Source organism: Sphingomonas sp. Root710, from assembly GCF_001429065.1.
Classification (GTDB): Bacteria; Pseudomonadota; Alphaproteobacteria; order Sphingomonadales; family Sphingomonadaceae; genus Rhizorhabdus.
In genome coordinates this window covers 27,957-46,133 of record NZ_LMIB01000017.1, presented here as the reverse complement: position 1 = coordinate 46,133, position 18,177 = coordinate 27,957, and the positions used below count along the sequence as shown (strand labels likewise).

The following is an 18,177-nucleotide window of genomic DNA, read 5'->3' as shown; positions in this document are numbered from 1 at the left end:
ATGGTAGATAACGAACCGACAATCCCGCAGGCGGAACGGCGCCGGACGAGAAGCGACAGCGGCGCATGGACGGCGATCTGCCGATCGCAGGCGGTGATCGAATTCGATCTGAGCGGCGTGATCCTGTGGGCCAACCAACTGTTCCTCGACACGATGGGCTACCGGCTCGACGAGATCGTCGGCGAGAACCACCGCATCTTCTGCTTCGCCGACTATAGCCGGACGCCGGCCTATGCCAGGTTCTGGGAGCGACTGAGTCACGGCGAGTTCGATGCTGGCGAATATAAGCGCCGCGGCAGAGACGGACGCGAAGTCTGGCTGCAGGCGACCTATAATCCCGTGATGGACGCCGATGGCCGCCCCGAGCGCATCCTGAAGATCGCATCCGACATCACCGCGGCCAAGGCGCATCAGGCGGAGTTCGAAGGCAAGCTTCGCGCGATCGACGCCTCGCAGGCGGTGATCGAATTCGCGCTCGACGGCACCATCCTTGCCGCCAATGCCAATTTCCTCGCCATCTTCGGCTACCGCGAAACCGATCTGGTCGGCCAGCATCACCGCCTGCTGTGCGACAACCAGCTCGTCCATTCCACCGAATATCGCGATTTCTGGATGCGTCTCGGCCGGGGCGAATATGACTCGGGCCGCTATATGCGCCGCGCCCGCGATGGCAGCCCGGTGTGGATTCAGGCGACCTACAATCCTATTCTCGACGCCGATGGACGCCCGTCGAAGATCGTCAAATTCGCTAGCGACATCAGCCATGCGGTGCAGCTGGAACAGGAAATCAAGGCGCGGCTGGCCGAGAGCCAGGCGTTCCGCGCCGACCTGGAGGCGCGCGGCGGGGACATCCAGGAGATGATCGCCGAGGTTTCCCAGATCGTCGCCAGCATCAACGACATCGCCGCTCAGACCAACCTGCTGGCGCTCAACGCCACCATCGAGGCGGCGCGCGCCGGCGAGGCCGGGCGCGGCTTCGCGGTGGTCGCCAGCGAGGTCAAGAAGCTGGCGAGCGACACCAAGGTCGCGACCGAAGCCGCGGCTCGTATGATGCGTGAACGGATCACCGCCGCAGCGCTATCGGCCTGAGTCGAGGGAGCCGGGGTTCACGCACCGGGACCGCCCCGCTAAGAGCCTCTTCATGGACGACAATGTGACTCCGAAAGCGCCCTGGCGTGCCGAGGCGCGCGCGCTGCTGTCGCTGAGCGTGCCGCTGGTCATCGGCAACCTCGGCTGGTCGGCAATCGCCGCGATCGACCTGCTGCTGCTCGGCCGCCTCGGCGCGGATTCGGTGGCGGCGGGCGCACTGGCGCTCAACCTCTACCATGCCTTCCTGATCTGCGGCATCGGCCTGACGACCGCCGCCTCGCCGCTGATCGCCAGCGAGCGCGGACGGCGGCTCCATTCCGTGCGCGACATTCGCCGCACCTTCCGCCAGACGATCTGGGCGGCGGCGCTGATCTGCGTGCCGAGCTGGTTCGCTCTCTGGCAGGCGACCCCGATCCTGATCTTCATCGGCCAGGACCCCGAGCTGGCCGTCGAAGCCGCCAGGCTGATGCACGCGCTGCAATGGGCGCTGCTGCCCTATCTGATGTTCATGACGATGCGCAATTTCGTCGCCGCGCTCGAGCGGCCGATCTGGGGCGTGATCGTCACCCTGGCCGCGGTGCCGTTCAACGCGCTGGCGGGCTGGGTGCTGATCTTTGGCCATTTCGGGCTGCCCGCTATGGGGCTGCACGGCGCGGGCCTGGCAAGCTTCCTGACGTCGCTGTTCATGGCGATGGGGCTGGCCGGCGTGATCATGCTCGATCGGCGCTTCCGCCGTTATCATCTGTTCGGGCGTTTCTGGCGCGCCGACTGGAGCCGCTTCCGGACGGTATGGCGCGTCGGCCTGCCGATCGCGGTGACGCTGGGCTTCGAAGTCACGGTGTTCAACGCGGCGGTCTTCCTGATGGGCCTGATCGGCCGCGCGCCCCTCGCCGCCCATGCGATCGCGCTGCAGATCGCAGCGCTGTGCTTCATGGTGCCGATGGGCATCGGCCAGGCCGCGACGGTGCGGGTCGGCTATGCCCATGGCCGGCGCGACCGCGCGGCGGCGGGCCGCGCTGGCTGGCTGGCGCTGCTGCTCGGCACCGCCTTCGCCGCCTTTTCCGCCGCGATGCTCGTCGCCATCCCCCGGTTGCTGGTCGGCGGCTTCATCGATGTCGACGCCCCCGCCAACGCAGAGGTGACGCGCCTCGCCATATCCTTCCTTGCCGTCGCCGCGCTGTTCCAGCTGGCCGACGGCGCCCAGGCGATCGGCGCGGGCGTGCTGCGCGGATTGCAGGACACCCGCGTGCCGATGATCTTCGCCGCCTTCGGCTATTGGGTGATCGGCATCGGCGTCGGCACGCTGCTGGCCTTTCCGGTCGGCCTCGACGGCATCGGCATCTGGCTGGGCCTGGCCAGCGGCCTCGGCGTGGTGGCCATCCTGCTGGTCTGGCGCTGGGCCTGGCGCGAGCGGCTGGGGCTGGTGCCGGGATAGACCTGCTTCTATGGACTGCCTGATATGACCACCCCCGCTCCTTCCCGCCCCTTACGTCTCGGCACCCGTGGATCGCCGCTGGCACTGACCCAGGCCCGCATGGTGATCGCGGCTTTGCGCGCCGCCCATGGCTGGGGCGAGGATGCGGTGGAGATCGTGACGATCAAGACCAGCGGCGACCGGATTCAGGACCGTGCGCTGGCCGAAGTCGGCGGTAAGGCGCTGTGGACCAAGGAACTCGATCGCGCGCTGACCGATGGCGAGATCGACTTCGCAGTGCATTCGATGAAGGACGTCGAGACGATCCGCCCGGCCGAGATCGTCATCGCCGCGATGCTGCCGCGCGCCGACGTCCGCGACCGCCTGATCGGCGCCACGTCGATCGCCGCTCTGCCACCCGGCGCGCGGGTCGGCACCTCATCGCCGCGCCGTTCGGCCCAGGTCCTGCGCGCCCGTCCCGACGCCGAAATCGTGCTGTTCCGCGGCAATGTCGACACGCGGCTGGGAAAACTGGCGGCGGGCGAAGCCGAAGCGACCCTGCTCGCGGGCGCGGGACTCGACCGGCTCGGCCGCGCCGATGTCGGCCACGCCATCCCGACCGACGAGATGCTGCCCGCCCCCGCGCAGGGGGCGGTCGGAATCGAGACGCTGGCGGGGCGGGCGGAGATGCGCGCGCTGCTCGGCGCGATCGACGATGCGACCACCAATGCCTGTGTCAGCGCCGAGCGCGCGCTGCTCGCGGCGCTGGGGGGCGACTGCCGCTCGCCGATCGCCGCGCTGGCGGTCCGTTCGGGCGCGGGGCTGCACCTGCGCGCCGAGATCTTGACCGAGGACGGCAGTGAATGCCGCCCGGGCGAGGCGATGCTGATGCAGACCAGCGATGCCGCCCGGCTCGCGCATCGGCTGCTCGACGGCGCATCGCCGCGTCTCCGTTCACTGTTCGCCGGCGCATGAGCCGCGCCCCGCTCCTGATCCTCCGTCCCGAACCGGGCGCGAGCATGACCGCGAAGCGCGCCTTCGACGAGGGCTGGAAGCCGATCGTATCGCCGATCTTCCGGATCGAACCGGTGGCCTGGGAGGCCCCGCCTGCCGGGGACTATGATGCCCTGTTCGCCACGAGCGCGAATGCGGTGCGGCAGGCCGGCAAGGCGGCGACGCGCTATGCGGCGATGCCGGCCTATGCGGTCGGCGACGCCACCGCCCGCGCGCTGAAGGCCGCGGGCTTCACCGATATCCGCACCGGGCGCGGCGACGCCGCAGTGATGCTCGACGCCGCCGCCGAAAATGGCGTGACGAGGGCGCTGCACCTGGCGGGAGAGGATTATCGCGACGTCGGCCATGACGCGATCAGCATCGACCGGCGCATCGTCTATCGCAGCGCCGCGCTCGAGCGGCTGAGCGAGAAAGCGCTGACGGCACTGCGCGACAGCGGGGCCACCGTCCTGCTCCATTCGGGCCGCGCCGCAGAGCAGTTCGCCAAGCTGTGCGACGGAGCCAGGGTTTCGCGCCGCCATGTCCGCATCGCCGCACTCGCGCCCGCAGTGCTCGCCGCGGCCGGCCCCGGCTGGCGCGGATCGATCGCCGCTACCAAGCCGGATGATGCGGCGCTGCTGGCGGCGGCGGCCCGGCTGTGCCAATAAGACGGTCAGAGAGCAAAGAGAGACGAGCCGCATGCCCGATCCCGCCGATGCTTATGGCCCCCGCCGCCGGTCGGTAACGCCGATCCTGGTACTGATGATCATCGCCCTGCTGATCGGCATGGGCGGCATGGCCTGGCTGTTCCATCGCTATGAAAGCGTCTCGGAACTGATCAAACCCGAGGTGCCGGTGATAGTGCCACCCGCGCCAGCGCGACGGCCCGCGCTCGTCAACATCGCCCCGCCGCCGCCGTCGGATGTCGTCGAGACGATCGTCGATCAGCGGATCGACCGGATCGAAGAACAGGTCGCCGATATCGGCGAGCGCGCCGCCGCCGCGACAGGCGAGGCGCATCGTGCCGAAGGACTGCTCGTCGCCTTCGCCGTGCGCCGCGCGATCGATCGTGGCGCGCCGCTCGGCTATCTGGAGGCGATGCTGCGTGAACGATTTGGCGGGGTCGAGCCCCAGTCCGTAGCGACAGTGATCAGCGCGAGCCGCCAGCCGGTGACGATCGACGCGCTACGCGAGCAGCTCGACACGCTGACTCCGCAGCTGTCGGTCGCGTCTCCCGACGAAGGCTGGTGGGAAGGCTTTCGCCGCGAGCTCGCCGGCCTGATCGTGGTTCGCCAGACCACTGCGCCGCCTTCCACGCCGGTCGACCGCGTCGCCCGCGCGCAGGACGATCTGGCCGCCGGCCGCGTCGACGCCGCGCTGATCGAGATCGCTCGCCTGCCCGGGCGCAAGGCTGCGGGAGGCTGGATCGCCGAAGCCCGCCGCTACGTTCAGGCCCGCACCGCGCTCGACCGGATCGAAAGCGCGGCACTGCTGCAACCGGCGAAGGTCGGCGAGTAGGGGGCTAGAACCAGCCGTCATGCTGAAAGAAGGGCCTGTCATCACTYGGCCGTGACGAATGCGTCGTTACCGTCACCCTGAACTTGTTTCAGGGTCCACCATGCCACCTGCTCCGGCGCTCCCGTGGAGGAGTGGATGCTGAAACAAGTTCAGCATGACGAAGTAGAAAAGTGCGGGCCTCAAAAATCCACCGCGATGCCCTTGAGCTCCCAGTCGCCATAGCGCGTCGGGTCGAGCCCTTCCTTGCGACCACCCCATTCCTCGCCCGGCGTCACCGCCTGCGGCTTGGGTACGGGGGTGTTCGGCGACAGGTGCGCGGGGGGCTTCACATGGGCGGGTCGTTTTCCGGGCATCTCTGATCCTTGCGCCGCGCAGCCGATTGAAGACCGCGCCAGTCTTCCCCACATTGGCGTTACGAGGAGCAATGGCAAGATGAACATGGTGAAGACGACGATGCTGCTGGCGGCGCTGACGGCGCTGTTCATGGCGCTCGGCTTTACGATCGGGGGCACCGGCGGCGCGATGGTCGCGTTGATCGTCGCCGCCGGTATGAACCTGTTCACTTATTGGAACGCCGACACGATCGTGCTGCGCATGCATGGCGCGCGCGAGGTGGACGCCAGCAACTGCCCCGAATTCGTTGGGCTGGTCGCAGGGCTGGCGCGCCGTGCGAACATGCCGATGCCGCGCGTCTACATCATCGACAGTCCGCACCCGAACGCCTTCGCCACCGGGCGCAACCCCGCCAATGCCGCGGTCGCGGCAACCACCGGGCTGCTCGCCATCCTCGACCGGGACGAGATCGAGGGGGTGATGGCGCACGAGCTGGCGCATGTCCGGCATCATGACACGCTGATCATGACGATGACCGCGACGATCGCGGGCGCGATCTCGATGCTCGCCAATTTCGGCCTGTTCTTCGGCGGCGGACGGGGCCGCGACGGCGGGCAGATACTGGCGACGATCCTGGCGGTCTTCGTCGCCCCCTTCGCCGCGATGATCGTCCAGATGGCGATCAGCCGCTCGCGCGAATATGGCGCGGATCGGGGCGGTGCGGAGATTTCCGGCAAACCCCGCGCGCTCGCCTCCGCGCTCGCAAAACTGGCGCAAGGCGCCGCGCACATTCCCAATCCGGTGGTCGAGCGCAACCCCGCCGCAGCGGCGCTGTATATCGTGCCGGGGATGACGCGCGGCAGCGACAGCCTGTTCTCGACCCACCCCGCGACCGAGAACCGCATTGCCCAGCTGGAAATGATCGCCAACGAAATGGGCGTGCTGACCCCCTCCCCCAATTTTGCCGCGATGCCCGCCCCCCGCCGGAGCGCCACGCCCTCGTCCGTGCCGAAGACGAAACGCCGCGCGAGCGCGCTCAATCCGCACGGCGATTGAGGCGCTGCCGACGAACGGCTAGGGGGCGTCGATGACATCACGCCAGGAAGACCCCGCCGGAACACCTACTCGCCGCGCCGCGCTGCGCCTTCTCGACGCCGTGCTGCGCCGTGGCCTGCCGCTCGAAGCCGCCATGGACGCCGCCTGCGCAGAGCTCGACCGCGGCGACGATCGCGCCTTCGCCCATGCCATCGCTGCCGAGGTGTTGCGCCGGACCAGCGATCTCGACGCGCTGATCGACGCCGCTACCGAACGCCCGCTCCCCGCCGATGCCAAGGCGCGGATGGTGTTGCGCATCGCGCTCGTCCAGGCGCTGGCGATGAACACGCCGCAGCATGCCGCGATCACCACCGTGCTGCCACTGGTCGATGGTGGACCGCGCAAGCTGGTCCACGGGGTTTTCGCGCATGTCCTGCGCGAGGGCGGGACGCTGCCCGATCCGCCGCATCTGCCGCCTGCCGTTGCCGAACGCTGGGCGCGCAGCTGGGGCGCGCAGGCCGCCGAGGCGGCGCGCCGGTCAATCGCCGTCCCGCCCCCGGTCGACCTCAGCTTCAAAGCCGGAACCGACATCGCCGATTGGGCCGGGCAGCTCGAGGGTGAAAGCCTCGCACCGGATCATGTCCGCATTCCTGCGGGCCGCCGGATCGTCGATCTGCCCGGCTATGACGACGGTGTCTGGTGGGTGCAGGACATCGCCGCCGCGATTCCCGCGCGCTTGCTGGGCAATGGCGCGGGCCGCCGCGCGCTCGACCTGTGCGCCGCGCCGGGCGGCAAGACGATGCAGCTCGCCAGCGCAGGCTGGACGGTCGACGCGGTCGATATGTCCGAAGCGCGGATGGCGCGCCTTTCCGAGAATCTGGAGCGCACTGGCCTGACCGCCCGCACGCACGTCGCCGACGCGGGCAGCTTCCGCGAAGGCGCGCCTTATGATGCGGTGCTGCTCGATGCGCCCTGTTCGGCGACCGGCATATTCCGCCGCCATCCCGACGTCCTTCATCGTGCAGGGACGCGCGTTATCGCGGACGCCGCCGAAGCCCAGGCGGGGCTGATCGGACATGCCGCCGAGCTCGTAGCCACGGGCGGAACGCTGGTCTATGCGGTCTGCTCGCTCGAGGCCGACGAGGGCGAACAGATCGCCAAGGCTTTCGTCGCGGCCAATAAGGAATGGCGGATCGATCCGGTGACGGCGGACGAGCTTCCCCAAGGCTTTGCGCCCGACAAGGTCGGCCGCGTCCGGGTGCGGCCGGGCACGCTCGCCGAAAAGGGCGGTGCCGACGGCTTCTTCATCGCGCGGTTTCGTCGCGGCTGAAGGTGCTGCCTACCTTGCCCCCCTTCCGACACCCCGCTAATCCGGGGCGATCATGACCAGCCCCATCCTCATTTCGCCCTCGATCCTTTCCGCCGACTTCGCCCGCCTGGGCGAGGAAGTCCGCGCCATCGACGAAGCGGGCGCCGACTGGATCCATGTCGACGTGATGGACGGCCATTTCGTCCCCAACATCACGATCGGTCCGATGGTGGTGAAGGCGCTGCGCCCGCATACCACCAAGCCGTTCGACGTCCATCTGATGATCTCCCCGGTCGATAGTTTCCTGGAGGATTTCGCCAATGCCGGGGCGGATATCATCACCGTTCATCAGGAGGCGGGCCCGCATCTCCACCGCACCGTCCAGCGGATCAAGGCGCTGGGCAAGAAGGCGGGCGTGTCGCTCAATCCCGCGACCCCGGCCAAGACCCTTGACTATATCATTGAGGAGATCGACCTCGTCCTGGTGATGAGCGTCAACCCCGGCTTCGGCGGGCAGAGCTTCATCGAGAGCCAGCTTCGCAAGATCGAGGCGATCCGCAAGATGATCGACAAGACCGGCAAGCCTATCGACCTGGAGGTCGATGGCGGCGTCGATGCGAAGACCGCGCCGCGTGTGATCGCGGCGGGCGCGAACGTGCTGGTCGCGGGCACCGCCACCTTCAAGGGCGGGCCGACAGCCTATGCCGGCAACATCGCGGGCCTGAAACAGGCGTGAGACGCGCGCGATGAGCGATGCCGGCGGATCAGGATTCGACGATACGGTCGAACCCGGCCGGCGCCTCATCCGCGTCGAGCACGACAAGAGCCGCTCGCTCGCCGAACGCCTTTCCGGCCGCCTCCACGAACTCGCCTGGCGCACCCCAGTCCATGGTCTGCGTCTGCGCGGCCGCTATCCGCTCAAACTCTATGACGTTCCCACCGACCCGATCGAGGGCATGGTCCGCCTCGGCGGCGCGATGCTCGACGGCGAGATATTGTGGCAGGGCGAGAGCGTGGCGATCGAAAGCTATGATTTTCGTCCGCGCGACATCTCATCCGCCTTTTCGGACCATTTGCAGAGCTTCGCCTGGCTGCGCGACCTGAGCGCCGCCGGGCCGCGCCAGCGGGTCGCGCCGATCGCCGAACTGCTCACCCGCCGCTGGATCGATGCCTTCGGCAAGCAGGTACACGAGGCAGCTTGGCGGCCCGATCTGTGGGGACGGCGCATCCTGTTCTGGGGCAGCCATGCGCCGCTGATCATGACCGCCGACGATCTGCGCGGGCCAGCGCTCAATGCGCTCAGCCGCGGCGCCAAGCATCTCGACCGCAGCGCCGACAAGGCGGCCCCCGGCCTGGGCCGCGTCGCCGCCTGGGCCGGGGTGGTCGCCGCCGGGCTGCTGATTCCCGGGGGCGAGCTGCGTCAGCTCCACGGCGAGAAGGGTCTCGCCCGCGCGCTCGACGCGGCGCTGCACGGCGATGGCGGCATCGTCAGCCGCTCGCCGATCGAACAGATGGACCTCGTCGGCCTGCTGGCGATGCTCCGCAAATATTATGAGATGCGCGGCCAGCGTCCGCCTGCCGCACTCACCGATGCACTGGCGAAGGCGGTGCCGCCACTGCTGGGCCTGACGCTGGGCGATGGCGGCCTGTCGAGCTGGCAGGGGTCCGCACCGATCGACGGCGGCCGGATCGACGCCGTGGTCTCCGCATCGGGAATCCGCACCCGGCCACTGCGCCAGTCGCGCGAATGGGGCTATCAGCGCCTCCAGACGGGCCACACCCGCATCGTCGTGGACGCGGCGCCACCACCGATCTCGCGCTTCGCGACCCGGGCCTGTGCCTCCACGCTGGCGATGGAGATGTCCGATGGCCCCTATCGGCTGATCGTCAATTGCGGCGGCGGGCGCGGCGCGAACAATGCCCTCCATCCCGAACTCGCCAATGCGCTGCGCAGCACTGCGGCGCATTCGACTCTCGTGCTCGACGACAGCAATTCGACCGCGATCCATTCGGACGGTTCGCTGGGCAAGGGCGTGACCGAGGTCGAGGTCGACCGGCAGGAGGATTTCCAGGGCAGCAGCATCGAGATGCGCCATGACGGCTATGTCCGCCGCTATGGCCTGGCCCACCGCCGCAAGATCGCGATCGCGCCCGGCGGCGGCGAGGTCCGCGGCCAGGACATGCTGATCCCCGAGGGGCGGCGCGCGCGCGGCAAGACGGTCGACTATGCGATCCGCTTCCACCTCGCCCCCGGCGTCGAGGTGTCCGCGACTGCCGATGGCGCAGGTGCTTTGCTCCGTATCGCCGAAGGCGCGCTGTGGCGTTTCCGCGCGATCGGCGGCGAGGTCGGTATCGAGGACAGCCTGTGGATCGACTCGCGCGGCCGGCCGCAGGCGACCCGGCAGCTGGTGATCACCGGCCCCGCCCCGGCTGAGGGGGTCGAAGTGACGTGGATCCTGGCGCGGTCCGGATAGCGGACATGGAGGCTGGTTGCGGTCGCGCGGGAATCCGCGCAGCATCGCGCGTTATGGAGAAGATGCAATGACCCAATCGGTAATCCTCACGGTGGTCGGCAGCGACCGGCCCGGCCTGACCCGCGCGATCGCCGATGCGGTCTTCGCGGCCGGGGGCAACTGGCTGGAAAGCCACTTGTCGCGGCTCGGCGGCAAATATGTCGGTTCGGTGCTGGTCGAGCTGCCCGAGGAGCGCCTCGGCGAGTTGGAGGCGGCAGCCAAGGCGATCGATGCGGTCGGGCTCAACGTAGCGATCGTGCCGTCGTCGCCCGCGGGCAGCGCGCGGCATGGCGAGCCCTTCGGAATCGAAATCGTCGGGCAGGACCGTCCCGGCATCGTCCGCGAGGTCACGACGGTCCTCGCCGGGCTCGACGTCAACATCGAGGACTTCACCACCGCGATCGAGGACAGCGCCTGGTCCGGCGCGCCGCTGTTCCGTGGCAAGGCCAGGTTGCTCGTCCCGGCCGGGGTTTCGACCGATCAGGTGCGTGAGGCGCTCGAGCGCATCTCGGGCGAGATCATGGTCGACGTCACCGTCCAGCCCGAGGCCGCCTGACGGCCGTGCCACCCAAAGCGCGCATCGACGAACTCCTCCGGCTGCAGCGATCTGGTCTCGACCGCGAAGTGATCGAGGCCGGATCGCAACTGGCGGAAGAATATCCCGACTCGGCCTTCCTTCAGCAGCTGCTGGGCATTACCCATGCCCGGCTGGGCGAGGTAGAGGAGGCGCTGGCCCGATTCCGGCGGGCGGTCGCGATCACACCAGGTGATGCCGAAGCGCATCACAATCTAGGGTCCGCGCTTACCAGGGCCGGGCAATATGATGCTGCTCTGACCGCCTATATGGAGGCCTCCGCCCGGCGGCCCGGCCATGCCCCAACCCATTTCGCCATCGCCGAACTGCTGCGCCGCGCCCGGCGCATTGACGCCGCGATCGACCAGTATCGCGCGGTGATCCGTTTCGATCCCGGTCACGCGATCGCGCTCAACAATCTTGGCAATCTCCTTCAGCAAAGGGGGCGTCCAGAGGATGCGCTCGACTGCTACCGCCGCGCGCTGGCCATCGCCCCCGGCTATGCCCCTGCCCGCACCCACAAGCTCAACCTTGAGGCGCATGGTTGCGATTGGGACGGGCTCGCCGCCGACGCAACATGGATCCCCCGTGTCGGTATCGAGGGTCATGCGGTCGCTCCGTTCATGATGCTGGCAAGGGAGGATGATCCGACGCGGCACCGCATCCGCTCCGAGCGGCTTATCGCCGAGCGATATCGGGCAACCCCACTCCCCGCCGCACCACGTCCGGCGCAAATGCCCGAACGGCTGCGGATCGGCTATTTCTCCGCCGACATCCATGATCATGCCACGATGTATCTTACGGCGCGGATGTTCGAGCTGCACGATCGCGAGCGCTTCGCGATCCACGTCTATAGCTACGGCCCTGCCCGCGACGACGCGATGCGTCGGCGGCTGACCAGCGCGGTCGAGACCTTCCGCGATATTCGCGGGCTCAGCGATCGCGAGGCCGCCGAGCTCGCCCGCCGCGACGGGATCGACGTCGCCGTGGACCTGAAGGGCCATACCACCGGAGCACGCCTCGGCATCCTCGCCCTCCGCCCTGCCCCGGTGCAGATCAACTACCTTGGCTACCCCGGGACGATAGGCGCGGACTTCATCGACTATATCATCGCTGATCCGGTGCTGATCCCCGAACGCCTGCGCGACGCTTACACGGAAAAGGTGATCAGCCTGCCGGACAGCTATATGGCGAATGACGACCGGCGCCCGATCTCCGCCGCGCCACAAAGCCGCGCCGCGATGGGTTTGCCCGAAAACGGCTTCGTCTTCACCAGCTTCAACAACAGCTTCAAGCTCAGCGCTGAATTGTTCGATATCTGGATGCGCCTGCTCGGCCAGGTCGAGGACAGTGTGCTGTGGCTGTTCCGCGCGAATGGCCAGGTCGAGGCCAATCTGGCGAAGGAGGCGGCGAAGCGCGGGATCGACCCGGCCCGGCTGATCTTCGCCGATCGGCTGCCGCAGGCCGAACATCTCGCCCGCCAGCGGCTCGCCGATCTGTTTCTCGACAGCTTCAATTTCAACGCCCACACCACCGCAAGCGATGCGCTGTGGGGCGGCCTGCCGATCGTGACGAAGCAGGGCGAGAGCTTCGCCGCGCGGGTCGCCGCCAGCCTGCTGACCGCGATCGGCCTGCCCGAGCTGATCACGCAAAGCGCGGCCGACTATGAAGCGCTCGCCCTGGCCCTCGCCACCAATCGGGACCGACTAGCGGCGATCCGCGCGAAGCTCGACGCGCAGCGGCTGACCACCCCGCTGTTCGACAGCGCGCGGTTCACCCGCAATATCGAGGCAGGCTATGTCGCAGCTTATCAGCGATATTTCGCCGGTCAGCCGCCTGAACATATAAGGATAACGCCCTGATCCCATCGCGGCGGCATCCCTGTGGAATACCACCGCAACCAACTGATTTCGGATGGTATCGTCTTCAACTCGACAAGCGTTCTGGAGCTTGCGATCCGAAGTGATCTCCGAACCGGCAGATGTTTCCATCCGCCTGGAAATCACTCCGAATCAACAAGCCAGGGCAAGCGATGTGATAAGATCAGCTCGACCGCCCCCACGCCCAGATCAATTGTCGTCGCGTGCCGCCTTGGCCTTCACCCCGATATCGACCTTCTCGCCGAAGGACGGTGCGCCCGCGGCCGCAAAGCCATCGGCCTTGAACTGCTGGAATTCACCGGCGATGTAGAAATCATCGGTAGATGTGATCTTGAGCGTGCCGGTCGTGCTCCAACTCAACGAAAGGCCACCGCTGACCGAACCAGCGACACCTCCGGGCAGGGGACCGTCGGGATATTTCGCCTTGAGATCCGTCGCCACTTCGGAGCTGAAGGTCATTTCAGTCGAAAACCCACTCACCTTCAGGGCGCGCGTCAGGATGTAACGCTGATTGTTCAGCACATCGTCCTTCACGCTATCGCCAACCGGAAGTGCCCGCACATAATTCTCGAACGGTCCCTCGGCGATCGGAACCCAACTGATAGACTCGGCCTTGGCGGTCACGCTGCGTGCCTTCGAGAGATCATTTTTCACTGCTGCCGAAACGACCTTCACGTCGAGCGAAGCATCGAGACCCAGCTTGAAGTTGGTCGAAACCTGCCCATCACATCCCGTAGGTGCGTAGGGCCCTGTAAAGCCCTGAGGCTTTGGCATCTGCGAAAGATCATAACGCAGGCGGAACACCCCCTTGTCGTCTTTGCGCCATATTGAGCCTGGACCAACAGCGTTGGTCGGTCCGAAATACAGGATCTTCTTACCGTTCAACGAAGAATTGGCGCAATGTTTGAGAACATCGTTCCAGGCGGTCTTCGAATTGACCCCGCCGCAGCCCGCAAGCATTCCCATTGCCGTCAGGCCGATCAAAGTCCGCGTCGCCATCATATGCCACCCCTTTGCTATTGAAAGAACTTGTCCAGCCGCAGACGGCGCCGATCATAACCTGCCGCTGTCGGATTCAGGCTGCTCGTCACCTCTTTCCAAAGACTGTTTCGCCATTTGCGATAATCAGTGGCCGGTAGGCGCATGGCTTCTCTGGCCGCCAGCAACCAGGCCACTCTCGGCGACGCGAAGCTGGTTCCACAGCCGTTTTTGAGCTGTCCGGAAAAGCCGAGGCCGAACACGTCGAGGTTGTCAGGCCCGAAAACACTCGATTCGCATGCCGGCGCACCCGCGGCGTCGATATTCATCACCGCGAGCACATCGCCCGGAGGCGACATGCTGCGCGCCGCGAACTGGACATTGTTTCCATATATGTCGCTCTTGTCGCCCTTGTTGCCGGCTGCGGCGACGATCGTGCCATAATAGGCGTCGGGCATACGCGGCTGCAGCCTGAAGGCAGGAACCGTCCAGGAGGTGTTCACGAAGCAGGGTTGGCGGAACGTCGCGCCATAATGCTGGCAAAAGGCGAATATCGATTGGACCAGCGCGACATCGGTCTTCTGGATGTCCAGATCCGTCGCCTTGCCGATCCGTTCGACCGCCGAGGCCGCGAACTCGCGCGACTTCGATAACACGTCGCTTGGCGCGGGGTCATCGAACGATCCGTTTCTCAGGATTATCGCCTGATCCAAGGCGATGATCTGTCGGAACACAGCTGCTGCCCCCTTCTGTAAAGCGAACAACGGGACATAGATCACGCGGACACGCGGCCCGCTCGTTTCGAGAGCCTGGAGACCTTCCAGCGCTTCCTTGATTTCAGCCGAATGAAGCACCGACGGCTTTGGTCGCAGCCACGGCGCGTCTGCCTGCTTCCATATCGCCGTGTCGATCTTGTCGTCGACAACACGATATTTTTCCCGGATCGTGTCGATCGATTGCTGGAAAAAGTCCCGCGCTTCGCGAAATGCATCGTCATCCGGCCACGAGTCATCAAGGATGATCAGAACGGGCAATTGTTTCGCCGGACCAGAAATCTTCGACCGGACCAATTTTTCGTCCGATGGCGACAGCGAAAATTCCTGTGCCTGACCAGCCGATGCGCCATCGGAGAAATCGATCTGGAGGATCGCCATCTCCAAGCTTACGGTATCGGGAGACGCCGCCATCGCCTGCTGCGCATCTTCCACGCTGGTCGTGCGGTAGATACTTACGGCCTGTGCCGCCGGGCGCCCGACGTCGCTTACATCCAGCGGGCTCGCCGTTACAGGGGTGCCGCCATCCATGGCCGCACCGCCGCCAAGACGCATCGCGATCTTTGGAATGCCGTTCCAAGCCTTCAAGGGATTGGGCTTCGAAAGCGCCAGCCTTGGCAGGTCGGGTATTCGTATTTCGGACCCGACGGGCAGCCCCTTCGTGGCGATCTCATTGCGGGTGAGCAGGGCGCGCTCCAGCAAGGCATAGGCCTGCGGCGCATTACTGACACCGACCGCGAATTGGCGAGAGATGATGGAAGACGGAGAATCGCCGGGCTGTACGACTATTGTGCGCTCACCCGCAGCAGCCAAATCCTTCTTGAAGGTCTCGGGCGCCTTCTCATAAGCCGCGTTCACGCGTTGCCGGATTACCACGCTGTCGAGATCGGTCAAATCCTGAGCGTGAAGGGGAGTGACGGCCCAGACTCCAGATATCAGAGCCGCCACAGAAAATCCTGCTGCCATTCTCGAATTTTGGAGGCTTGGTCTCGCAAACGGCATCTAACGCCCCCAGATATCGATGACCTACGCCGGATCGGCGATGCACGAAGGCAAGCGCCAATATCCTGCGGAAGAAGATCGTTATGAGGGTGCAATAATTCCTGGTCCGTGCCGGATCACAAAGCACAGATGAATCCGTTTTGGCAGAGATAGTCGGTTCAGGCTTCGGCCAGCTCCGCCGCGATGCCACGCAGTGCCTGTTCGAAGGCGTCGGGCGGCTGGCCGCCCGAGATCAGATAGCGATCGTTGATCACGATCGCGGGTACCGAATGCACACCCCGGCTCTGCCACAGATGCTCGGCCTGTCGGACGTCTTCGGCATAGCGGTCCGACGCCAGTATCTCCGCGGCCCGCGCACGATCGAGCCCGGCGTCCTCGACGGCTTCGAGCAGCACCCCATGGTCCGAAGGATCGCGCTGCTCGCTGAAATAGATTTCGAACAGCCGGTGCTTGAGCGCCTGCTGATACCCACCGCCTTCGCCCTCGGCCCAGTGCAGCAGCCGGTGCGCGTCAAAGGTGTTGTAGATGCGGCTGTCGTCGGTGAAATTGATCGCAAAGCCGACGTCGCCGGCGCGGCCGCGAATCATCTCGCGCGCGGCCGTAGATTGTTCGGGGGTCGAGCCATATTTACGCGCGACATGCTCACCGACATTCTCGCCCTCCTTCACCATCATCGGATTGAGCTCGAAGGGGTGAAAGCGGATATCGGCGCTGACCACATCGCTGGTCCGCTCAAGAGCGATTTCCAGCCCGCGCAGGCCGATGACGCACCAGGGACAGGAGACGTCCGACACGAAGTCGATCTTCAGGTCTTTGGGCATGGCGGCACCCTCTCTCTTGTGCTGCGAGGCTTATACCCATTCGAGCGCGAGGGCCAGTTGCTCGGCGGTGACGACCAGTTCCTCCTCGCCCTCGCCGAGGCCCGACAGGGTGACGCCGAGCAGCCGCACCCCAAGCTCGACCGGCTCCAGCGGCGCGAGCAGCGCCAACGCTACTTCGGTGATCCGGGCAGCGTCGGCGATCGGCGCGGGCAGCGTGCGGGCGCGGGTGAGCGTGCGGAAATCGGCATAGCGAAGCTTGATCGACACGGTGCGCCCCGCCTTGCCCGTTCGCTCGGCATGGCGCGCCACCGTCTCCGCCGAGTCGGCGAGCGCCGCGGCAAGGTCGTCATGGCTGAACAGGTCCTGGAAGAAGGTGTTCTCCGATCCGATCGACTTGCGCACGCGATCGGGCCGCACCGGGCGATGATCGATCGCGCGCGCGGCGAGATAGAAATAATCCCCCGACTTGCCGAACTGCTGCGCCAGAAACTCGCGGCTGCAGCGCCGCAGGTCGGCCCCGCTGTGGATGCCCAGCTTCTCCATCCGTTTTGCGGTGACGGGCCCGATGCCGTGAAAGCGCCCGACCGGCAGACGCTCGATGAAGGCCAGTCCCTGCTCGGGCCGGACCACGCACAGGCCATCGGGCTTGTTGTGGTCCGAGGCGAGCTTGGCGATGAACTTGTTGTAGGAAACGCCTGCCGAGGCGGTGAGGCCGGTCTCTTCCCGAATGCGCGCGCGGATCGCGCGGGCCACCTCGGTCGCGGTGGTGATGCCCTGATGATTTTCGGTGACGTCGAGATAGGCTTCGTCGAGCGAGAGCGGTTCGATCAAATCGGTATAGTCGGCGAAGATGGTGTGGATCTGACGCGACACCTCCCGATAGACGTCGAAGCGCGGGCGCACGAAGATCAGGTCGGGACATTGCCGCCGCGCCACCGCCGACGCCATCGCCGATCGCACGCCATATTTTCGGGCTTCATAACTCGCGGCGGCGACCACCCCGCGTTCGCGGGTGCCACCGACCGCGACGGGCTTGCCGCGCAGCGCCGGATCGTCGCGCTGTTCGACCGACGCATAGAAGGCATCCATGTCGATATGGATGATCTTGCGGCCTCCCTCGGCCGCACCCGCACGTTCGGGCGCCTGATCGGGTCGATCCATGGAACAAAGCAGATACAACAGAGCGAACGGCCATGCCAGCGCGCGTTTCGGCGCATATCGATCCTTTTCGCGGAACCCTGCCATGAGCGCGGCGTTTTTCCTGCAAATCCAGCATATCCTGAGAGGAGAAGCGACTATGGCTACCACGAGCACGACGACGCGCAAGCGTTCGGCCACTGCCAAAGCTACCCCGCGCAAGCGGACCACCCGTGCTGCCGCTACGCGCACGACCCGGGCACAGGCGCTGACCGACGAAGCAAAAACGGCGGTCCGCTCGGCGCGGACCCGCGCCACCCGCGCGATCAAACAGGTGCCGACCGACCGCACCAGCCTGTCGATCGCAGCAGGCGTCATCGCCGGCATCGTCGCAGCGGGCGTCGCGATCTTCATGAACCGCGACAAGCTGCGCGATGTCGCTTCCTCATCGGGTGACCGGCTCAAAAAGGCTGCCGACGACCTGTCGACGATGGCGCATGAGCGCATCGATCAGGCGCGCGACAACATCACCAAGTTCCGCGGCCGCGGTAACGAGAATACCCAGGCGCCGGAGACCCCGGCTTCGGTCGCGATCAACGGCTGAGCAAGCTTGCCGTACGTCTCCGTGCGGGACGGGGGCTAGCGGGAGCGGATGGCGATGCGGCTTCACAGTCGTGTCGCCATCCGTCATTTAGCAACTATGCGATTCGATCCCACCAGCGAGAAATGGCGCTATGACCTGCGCCTGTTCCTGCTTGCATATATATTCGGCGTTATCGCCTTCAGCGCCCTGATACCGGGTTGAACG

General features: G+C 66.3%; 18 protein-coding genes. 13 read left to right on the top strand and 5 right to left on the bottom strand.

Annotated elements, in window-relative coordinates; genetic code table 11:
- The 5 genes from ASE00_RS24130 to ASE00_RS19655 are packed head-to-tail and all read left to right on the top strand — an operon-like array spanning position 1 to position 5,014.
- Positions 1–1,089 carry a PAS domain-containing methyl-accepting chemotaxis protein gene (locus ASE00_RS24130; RefSeq protein WP_056383433.1) on the top strand — a complete coding sequence of 363 codons (1,089 nt, stop codon included), beginning with the start codon at positions 1–3 and terminating at the stop codon, positions 1,087–1,089.
- A gap of 52 nt (positions 1,090–1,141) precedes the next feature.
- On the top strand, positions 1,142–2,524 hold the full coding sequence (locus tag ASE00_RS19670; RefSeq protein ID WP_056383432.1) for an MATE family efflux transporter: 1,383 nt from the start codon (positions 1,142–1,144) through the stop codon (positions 2,522–2,524).
- A 24-nt stretch (positions 2,525–2,548) separates the two neighbouring features.
- Positions 2,549–3,478, top strand: coding sequence for a hydroxymethylbilane synthase (hemC, locus tag ASE00_RS19665; protein ID WP_056383431.1), 930 nt, complete (start codon positions 2,549–2,551; stop codon positions 3,476–3,478).
- On the top strand, positions 3,475–4,164 hold the full coding sequence (locus ASE00_RS19660) for a uroporphyrinogen-III synthase (protein WP_056383430.1): 690 nt from the start codon (positions 3,475–3,477) through the stop codon (positions 4,162–4,164). The genes hemC and ASE00_RS19660 overlap by 4 nt, the downstream gene beginning before the upstream one ends.
- Positions 4,165–4,195: 31 nt before the next feature.
- Positions 4,196–5,014, top strand: a complete 819-nt coding sequence (locus ASE00_RS19655) for a COG4223 family protein (RefSeq protein ID WP_056383429.1) — start codon at positions 4,196–4,198, stop codon at positions 5,012–5,014.
- Between the two features lie 179 nt (positions 5,015–5,193).
- On the opposite strand, the gene ASE00_RS23130 is transcribed toward ASE00_RS19655, so the two are convergent.
- A complete protein-coding gene (locus ASE00_RS23130) occupies positions 5,194–5,367 on the bottom strand; it encodes a DUF1674 domain-containing protein (protein WP_082594860.1) in 174 nt (57 codons plus the stop codon).
- Between the two features lie 79 nt (positions 5,368–5,446).
- On the opposite strand from ASE00_RS23130, the gene htpX reads away from it, so the two are divergent.
- The 6 genes from htpX to ASE00_RS19625 all read left to right on the top strand — a co-directional run bounded on the left by htpX (position 5,447) and on the right by ASE00_RS19625 (position 12,640).
- Positions 5,447–6,403, top strand: a complete 957-nt coding sequence (gene htpX, locus ASE00_RS19650; protein ID WP_056383428.1) for a zinc metalloprotease HtpX — start codon at positions 5,447–5,449, stop codon at positions 6,401–6,403.
- Between the two features lie 31 nt (positions 6,404–6,434).
- On the top strand, positions 6,435–7,712 hold the full coding sequence (locus ASE00_RS19645; RefSeq protein ID WP_056383427.1) for an RsmB/NOP family class I SAM-dependent RNA methyltransferase: 1,278 nt from the start codon (positions 6,435–6,437) through the stop codon (positions 7,710–7,712).
- Positions 7,713–7,764: 52 nt separating this feature from the next.
- The gene (gene rpe, locus ASE00_RS19640; protein ID WP_056383426.1) at positions 7,765–8,427 is read left to right on the top strand and encodes a ribulose-phosphate 3-epimerase; all 663 of its coding nucleotides are present in this window, start codon (positions 7,765–7,767) and stop codon (positions 8,425–8,427) included.
- Between the two features lie 10 nt (positions 8,428–8,437).
- Positions 8,438–10,165 (top strand): heparinase II/III domain-containing protein, encoded by a 1,728-nt coding sequence (locus tag ASE00_RS19635; RefSeq protein WP_056383425.1) that lies wholly within the window; start codon positions 8,438–8,440, stop codon positions 10,163–10,165.
- A gap of 67 nt (positions 10,166–10,232) precedes the next feature.
- A complete protein-coding gene (locus ASE00_RS19630) occupies positions 10,233–10,760 on the top strand; it encodes a glycine cleavage system protein R (RefSeq protein ID WP_056383618.1) in 528 nt (175 codons plus the stop codon).
- Between the two features lie 5 nt (positions 10,761–10,765).
- Positions 10,766–12,640 (top strand): tetratricopeptide repeat protein, encoded by a 1,875-nt coding sequence (locus tag ASE00_RS19625; RefSeq protein WP_235538760.1) that lies wholly within the window; start codon positions 10,766–10,768, stop codon positions 12,638–12,640.
- Positions 12,641–12,847: 207 nt separating this feature from the next.
- Here ASE00_RS19625 and ASE00_RS19620 read toward each other — a convergent pair whose 3' ends face one another.
- The 4 genes from ASE00_RS19620 to dinB all read right to left on the bottom strand — a co-directional run bounded on the left by ASE00_RS19620 (position 12,848) and on the right by dinB (position 17,393).
- A complete protein-coding gene (locus tag ASE00_RS19620) occupies positions 12,848–13,660 on the bottom strand; it encodes a hypothetical protein (RefSeq protein WP_056383424.1) in 813 nt (270 codons plus the stop codon).
- A 14-nt stretch (positions 13,661–13,674) separates the two neighbouring features.
- Complete coding sequence (locus ASE00_RS19615; RefSeq protein WP_056383423.1) at positions 13,675–15,303, bottom strand: hypothetical protein; 1,629 nt, start codon at positions 15,301–15,303, stop codon at positions 13,675–13,677.
- A gap of 266 nt (positions 15,304–15,569) precedes the next feature.
- A complete protein-coding gene (locus ASE00_RS19610) occupies positions 15,570–16,232 on the bottom strand; it encodes a DsbA family oxidoreductase (protein ID WP_056383422.1) in 663 nt (220 codons plus the stop codon).
- A gap of 30 nt (positions 16,233–16,262) precedes the next feature.
- Positions 16,263–17,393: a DNA polymerase IV gene (dinB, locus tag ASE00_RS19605; protein ID WP_200957976.1), complete on the bottom strand. Its 1,131-nt coding sequence runs from the start codon at positions 17,391–17,393 to the stop codon at positions 16,263–16,265.
- A 136-nt stretch (positions 17,394–17,529) separates the two neighbouring features.
- Between dinB and ASE00_RS19600 the strand changes: the two genes are divergently transcribed.
- The gene (locus ASE00_RS19600) at positions 17,530–17,973 is read left to right on the top strand and encodes a hypothetical protein (RefSeq protein ID WP_056383421.1); all 444 of its coding nucleotides are present in this window, start codon (positions 17,530–17,532) and stop codon (positions 17,971–17,973) included.
- A 48-nt stretch (positions 17,974–18,021) separates the two neighbouring features.
- Positions 18,022–18,174, top strand: coding sequence for a hypothetical protein (locus tag ASE00_RS23640; RefSeq protein WP_156405528.1), 153 nt, complete (start codon positions 18,022–18,024; stop codon positions 18,172–18,174).
- Positions 18,175–18,177: the final 3 nt, after the last annotated feature.